Origin of the sequence: Tardiphaga sp. (assembly GCF_044340795.1) — a bacterium.
Classification (GTDB): Bacteria; Pseudomonadota; Alphaproteobacteria; order Rhizobiales; family Xanthobacteraceae; genus Tardiphaga.
The window spans coordinates 1-4,797 of record NZ_JBIISY010000347.1; the positions used below are offsets into that span (position 1 = coordinate 1).

At 60.7% G+C, this 4,797-nt stretch carries 7 protein-coding genes, 1 tRNA gene and 1 pseudogene; 6 read left to right on the top strand and 3 right to left on the bottom strand.

All coding sequences use genetic code 11. The features are described from left to right. The 4 genes and pseudogenes from gatB to ACIQ17_RS30890 all read left to right on the top strand — a co-directional run. A pseudogene (gatB, locus tag ACIQ17_RS30875) lies at positions 1-443 on the top strand (Asp-tRNA(Asn)/Glu-tRNA(Gln) amidotransferase GatCAB subunit B); the annotation flags it as partial. A gap of 548 nt (positions 444-991) precedes the next feature. Further along, positions 992-1,120 (top strand): hypothetical protein, encoded by a 129-nt coding sequence (locus ACIQ17_RS30880; RefSeq protein WP_256438169.1) that lies wholly within the window; start codon positions 992-994, stop codon positions 1,118-1,120. Between the two features lie 401 nt (positions 1,121-1,521). Further along, positions 1,522-1,818, top strand: a complete 297-nt coding sequence (locus tag ACIQ17_RS30885) for a hypothetical protein (RefSeq protein WP_398473297.1) — start codon at positions 1,522-1,524, stop codon at positions 1,816-1,818. Positions 1,819-1,832: 14 nt separating this feature from the next. Further along, positions 1,833-2,102, top strand: coding sequence for a hypothetical protein (locus ACIQ17_RS30890; protein WP_398473298.1), 270 nt, complete (start codon positions 1,833-1,835; stop codon positions 2,100-2,102). Here ACIQ17_RS30890 and ACIQ17_RS30895 read toward each other — a convergent pair. Continuing rightward, entirely contained in the window at positions 2,099-2,542 is a 444-nt protein-coding gene (locus tag ACIQ17_RS30895; protein ID WP_398473299.1) for a hypothetical protein, read from the bottom strand. The two genes, ACIQ17_RS30890 and ACIQ17_RS30895, sit on opposite strands and share 4 nt — an antisense overlap. Positions 2,543-2,604: 62 nt before the next feature. Here ACIQ17_RS30895 and ACIQ17_RS30900 point away from each other — a divergent pair, with 62 nt between their 5' ends. Further along, complete coding sequence (locus ACIQ17_RS30900; RefSeq protein ID WP_398473300.1) at positions 2,605-2,883, top strand: hypothetical protein; 279 nt, start codon at positions 2,605-2,607, stop codon at positions 2,881-2,883. Between the two features lie 188 nt (positions 2,884-3,071). Here the strand turns inward: ACIQ17_RS30900 and ACIQ17_RS30905 are convergent, their stop codons facing one another. Both ACIQ17_RS30905 and ACIQ17_RS30910 read right to left on the bottom strand, forming a co-directional pair. Further along, positions 3,072-3,206 (bottom strand): hypothetical protein, encoded by a 135-nt coding sequence (locus tag ACIQ17_RS30905; RefSeq protein ID WP_398473301.1) that lies wholly within the window; start codon positions 3,204-3,206, stop codon positions 3,072-3,074. 349 nt (positions 3,207-3,555) lie between these two features. Then, positions 3,556-3,647, bottom strand: a tRNA-Ser gene (locus tag ACIQ17_RS30910). A 607-nt stretch (positions 3,648-4,254) separates the two neighbouring features. Here ACIQ17_RS30910 and ACIQ17_RS30915 point away from each other — a divergent pair. Continuing rightward, positions 4,255-4,797 (top strand): porin (locus ACIQ17_RS30915; RefSeq protein WP_398473302.1); only part of this gene is annotated, 543 nt, incomplete at its 3' end.

The following is a 4,797-nucleotide window of genomic DNA, read 5'->3' on the forward strand; positions in this document are numbered from 1 at the left end:
TCGACGGCCTCAAGGACAAGGCCCGCGACGGCAAGCTCGCCGCCAACTGGGTGATCAACGAACTGTTCGGCCGCCTCAACAAGGAAGGCCAGGACATCGCTTCGTCTCCGGTGTCGTCGGCACAGATGGGCGCGATCGTCGACCTGATCGGCGAGGGCGTCATCTCTGGCAAGATCGCCAAGGACCTGTTCGAGATCGTCTGGACGGAGGGCGGTGATCCGCGCGTGCTCGTCGAGAAGCGCGGCATGAAGCAGGTCACCGATATGGGCGCCATCGAGAAGGTGGTGGACGACATCATCGCGGCCAACCCGGACAAGGTGGCGCAGGCCCAGGCGAAGCCGGCACTGATGGGCTGGTTCGTCGGCCAGGTGATGAAGTCGTCGGGCGGCAAGGCCAATCCGCAGGCGGTCAACGACCTGCTGAAGGGCAAACTCGGTCTCTGATCGTCGCCCGGCAACACGGTATTGAAGACAACGGCGTCGCTTCGAGCGGCGCCGTTTTCGTTTCCGGAGCATGTCGGTCGATGCGCGGCGAGAGAATCGGGTCGCGAATCGTGGCGAGTGAGATGACGGAAGAGGTGGTTGTGGGCGCTTCCGGATAGCTCCCGGCGCGCTTATCCCAAAAATATTTTCGTTGCGGATTCTCCCGGCCGGAAGTCGTCGCGCGCCGATTCCGGTATCGGCGGGGCGATTCGGGAGTGCCCGGACTTTGTGTAGTTGTTTGTTAGTTCACGTCACGCGCAGGCTGCAAAAATAGGCGTGCGCGTCGCACTTGACTTTCGGCGACGTAGATTTTTCAGGCGTTTCTTTTGCCATGCAAAGGCCGCATGAACGCTCCGCACCTGCAGGATTAGGGTTGACCGCGGCGACACAGCTTCAACACTTCCTTAAGCAGGCCACTGTTCTTTTGAAATCGTTGGTGTATTCGGAATCGTGTGCATATCGATTCACGACTGCACGCAGCATTTAAGTCATCTCTTATGGAGGGCAACATGGCTAAGAAGGCAGTGAAGAAAGTCGCTAAGGCGAAGAAGACGGTGAAGAAGGCTGCGAAGACCGCAGTCAAGAAGACCGCCAAGAAGACCAAGAAGGTCGCCAAGAAGGCCGCCAAGAAGAAGTAACTTCTTCTTTCCGGACTACGCCGGCAGCGATGCCGGCAACGTCATTGGAGCCGTCCTCATCGAGGGCGCTGGCTCTGATCGACGAAAGAGGGTGTCGGCGAGACATCAGGTCGAACGGCTGGATCGTGATGGCGAAGGGCTTCGGCTTCAGCGCAACGATCCGGCAGAGAAGCTGGTCATGCAGTGACCGGCCTTCCTCTACGGAGCGGATCCCTGGTCCGCCATCGCGGGCATGATGCCGGCGAGATATGATCCTGACGTGTTGCCGACGCCCTCGTCTTGTCCGCCGGTGCGGTTGATCCCCGGCGATGATCAGTTTTCCCATTTTGATAGTGCTGTGCCGTAGGGCGGATGAGCAAAGCGTAATCCGCCGCCCGACTGCATGAGGCGAAGGACGGCGGATGACGCCTTCCGCTAATCCGCCCGACGGCGGCGCCTGTCGTCGCGATGGTTACGCGATCGCCAACCGGCAAGGTAAACCGAAATCCGGAAAAATGCAGAAAACCCGCATGAATGCTGGGTTTTTGCCTGCATATGGGCACGCGAGGGGCATCCGCGTTCAGAAACCGTTCATCGCGATACTTAAACTGCCATTCAAATTTGACCGGCATATTTGCCTCAACACGCCGGGCCAACTGGTGGTTGGGACAAGTCAGATCACGGACGGGAGCCGCGCTCGGTTGGGGCGGCAAACATAAAAAAGGAATGAGTGATGTTTCAGGGGCAGATCGATTTCGGGGCGGCAACGCCCGTCGCCGAAACCGCGATCCAGGACGTCTTGTTCGAGCGCGGCATGTACTGGTCGAGCGGCCGCGCCGGGATCGTTGATCTCGTCGCTGCGCACAAGTGGTTCAATCTCGCAGCCCTCAAGGGCCGGGTCGATGCCATCCCGATGCGCCGCGAAGTGGCCGAGATGATGTCGGATGTCGAGATCGCTGCCGCACAGCGCGATGCGCGCGACTGGCTGACCTCGATCCACTAATCCTCCTTGTTGCTCACGGCGGTGACCACCGGCTTGTCGAACACCGCCTTGCAGCCGCTGCTGAGACTGGTCTTCTGCTTGCGCATGCAGATGGTGACTTCCTCGATGTTCGGGATCGCCGAGCTGCACAGACGGAACGCATCGCCGGTGCAAAGGCGGCGCTGTTCGGCGGTGAAGCTCTGAGCGGAGGCGAGGGCCGTTGACGCCGTCACCATGAGGGTGGCGAGCAGAGCGATCCGTCCGATGGTCCTGGTGGCCTGTGCGATCATGGTGTCCTCCCGTTGCGTGCTGGTGACGACCAGTCGTCGCAAACCCGGGAAACCGGGTTCGAGGCCGCTCCACATTTTTTCCGCAATTCCGTCACGGGCCAGCATGACGCGAATGCCGCACTGCGTCACGGGCTTGTGACGCCCGGTTCGCTTGTAACCGCCGGCAGGCACCCAATGTCCCTTGTGTCATCTCCGTAGAGGCCGTTCGGTCTCGGCAACACAAGGACATCATCATGTCGATCCAGACCCTTTCGCTGCGCGCCGGCGCGCTTGCGCTTTTCGCCACTGTCGCCGTGTCGGCCAGCGCGCCCGCGGTGGCTGCACCGCGCGCCGCGGCGGTGACCACGCATTCGGCGACCGATGTGAGCGCCGCGCGCCGTCAACATCACGTCCAGCGCAACCGGGTCCGCGATGCCTACGGCGCCTATGTCGGCAGCGCCTCGGGCGGCACGCCGTCGCCGCTGCCTTATGGCAATGGCGTTGGCGACAACTCACGCAATCAGACCTGGTAACGGGCTGTGGCAGGCAGCTGGTGCTGACGACACTTCGTCAGTGCTTCCTGTGGAGTGAATCCATGCAGGCGTTGGCGAGACGACCCGTGTCCCTCATGCTTCGGCCATGAGATGGAATCGGGCTGGGACCGACAGTCGCATCTGGAGGCCGTGCGGTGTGAAGCCCGTGCGGCCTTTTGCTTTCTCACTCACTTCATCAGCCGGATGGCGATGAGGAGTGAGCCGGCCGTTGCAGCGATCACGGCAACCGCCAGCACAATGATCATCGCTCGTATCCAGCGGGACTGCTTCGGCTGCTCAGTCATGGCGCGCCGTTCGTTCATACGATAATCCGCGGTATTCGTTCATTGATGATCTGTCTTCTGCTTCAGCATCTAGCACTGGCCGGAGAGGCCGGCCGTCAGGATAGCGCAAACGCCTCGAACGAGATGCCAGCGATCAGCGCGACGCCATAAGCGACCAATAGCACAAACTGAAATCTCGACAGCATAACTCGCCCCGCCACCAACAATGCGGCGGCGATAGCGTGTTCATGCATCTCGCGAAAGTCGCGCGCGCCCGGCTGTCTCAGGAATAGCTCTAAGCTGTTCGATCGCTGACGGGGCCAGCTGCGCGGACGAGGCCGAAGCCCGACGTCGCATTCCGATCATCTCTGCAGCGGCTGAACTGGGATGGCGGAGCCGGAGGGATTCGAACCCTCGATACCCTTTAACAGGTATGCCGCTTTAGCAAAGCGGTGCCTTCAGCCACTCGGCCACAGCTCCATCACGGCTGCATATGCCCGACCGCGCGGTGAGCCGCAAGCGCCAGATCGCGCCTTGCCGGCCTGTGCAGAGAATTTTCCGCCCGGAAGAGGGACTGCCTACACTTCTATATACGTCCGATCCACCGGTTGCGGCTCCGCAGACGTCTCGCCGCTGGCCTCAGACTTTGTCCTCGATCGCTGCCAAGTCGCCGCGATTCGAGATTCGCGCCGGCCAGAACTGACGATTTACGGGAAGAACAGTGCGGCGCACGCGTCGCGCGAAGTTTATGACACATTTTTTGCATTGCTGAATTAGCTAAGGAAATCAGCTGTTTGCTCAAATTTGGCGATCACAACTGCGTGTGATTTCCGCAACACTATGCCGCAAATGGCCAAAGGCGGGCGGTTTCGAGGCGTTCCATTGTTGCGAAGCAGAAGGCCTTGGGAGATGTTCGCGATGCGACGGAGGGGGGCATCCCGAGGTCGTCCCGTACTGATGATGGATTTGAGCCGCGGGCATGTGGTTCGGTCGTGAGTCTCGGTGCGGGTTGTCAGGGATCCAGGGGCTTGTCTTCAGGGTGTTTCACCCCGTGACGGAACCTTCCCTTTAGCAACTTGGAGGTTACATGAAGACGATTAAGGCCCTTATCCTGGGCTCCGCAGCGGGCATCCTCGCTGTTGGTGGCGCTCAGGCAGCTGATCTTCCGGTCAAGGCCAAGGCCGTTGAATACGTGAAGGTCTGCTCTCTCTACGGCGCCGGTTTCTACTACATCCCGGGCACCGACACCTGCGTCAAGATCGGCGGTGCGATCCGTATCGACACCACCATCAACGGCAACGCCTATGACACCCCGTTCTGGCAGGGTGGTGCTGGTGGCGCCGGCGCCTGGAACCAGGACTACTTCGTCAACCGTTCGCGTATCAACCTGACCACCGACACGCGCACCGCCACCGAATACGGCGTTGTCCGCACCTACGCGAACATCCAGTTCGACTTCTCGCAGAACCGTGAATCGATCGCTGGCGGCTTCACCGAAGTCGACTACGCCTTCATCCAGTTCGCCGGCTTCACCTTCGGTAAGGCCGTCTCGCAGTTCGACCCGCAGTGGGCGCTCTCGAAGCCGACCGTGTCGTCGGGCTTCCTCGCCGGTTCGAACAACACCACCGGT

Bases quoted from the DNA above. Each gene is read 5' to 3' on its own strand.
- ACIQ17_RS30905 (WP_398473301.1), bottom strand. From the start codon at position 3,206: ATGAACGAACGGCGCGCCATGACTGAGCAGCCGAAGCAGTCCCGCTGG.
- ACIQ17_RS30880 (WP_256438169.1), top strand. From the start codon at position 992: ATGGCTAAGAAGGCAGTGAAGAAAGTCGCTAAGGCGAAGAAGACGGTG.
- ACIQ17_RS30900 (WP_398473300.1), top strand. From the start codon at position 2,605: ATGTCGATCCAGACCCTTTCGCTGCGCGCCGGCGCGCTTGCGCTTTTC.
- ACIQ17_RS30890 (WP_398473298.1), top strand. From the start codon at position 1,833: ATGTTTCAGGGGCAGATCGATTTCGGGGCGGCAACGCCCGTCGCCGAA.
- ACIQ17_RS30885 (WP_398473297.1), top strand. From the start codon at position 1,522: ATGACGCCTTCCGCTAATCCGCCCGACGGCGGCGCCTGTCGTCGCGAT.